The sequence below is a fragment of the Desulfobulbus alkaliphilus genome (genome assembly GCF_016918545.1).
Taxonomy (GTDB): Bacteria; Desulfobacterota; Desulfobulbia; order Desulfobulbales; family Desulfobulbaceae; genus Desulfobulbus; species Desulfobulbus alkaliphilus.
Map to the genome: position 1 here is coordinate 1 of NZ_JAFFQC010000355.1, position 410 is coordinate 410.

Consider the following 410-nt stretch of genomic DNA (forward strand, 5'->3'; position numbering starts at 1 on the left):
GTCTTGGCCTCCTTGTTGCGCGGGATGAAGATGAAGCGCGAGAGGTTGTTGGGGCACTTGAGGCGCACGAAGCGCGATTCGTTGTCGCGGTTGCGCAGCTGGATGATGAAATTGAGGCAGGTGGTGGAGATGGTGGGGAAGGGGTGCCCCGGGTCGATGGCTTGGGGCGTGAGCACGGGATAGATCTCGTTGCGGAAATAGCCGTCCAGGAAGCGGCGCTGCTTTTCCGAAAGGTCGGTGTAGCGCACGATGCGCACGCCCCGCTCCAGCAGTTGCGGGGCCAGGCTCTTGAGCCAGTGGCTCTGCGCGCGTGAGGTCAGCAGCAGGGTGCGGCGGCGGATCTTGGCCAGCTGCTTGGCCGGCGTGATGCGGTCGGCCGAGCCGTTGGGCGCGCCGTTGCGGTACTGGCG

General features: G+C 65.6%; 1 pseudogene. It reads right to left on the reverse strand.

What is annotated here, in order from left to right:
* A pseudogene (locus tag JWG43_RS18915) lies at positions 1–410 on the reverse strand (RNA degradosome polyphosphate kinase); the annotation flags it as partial.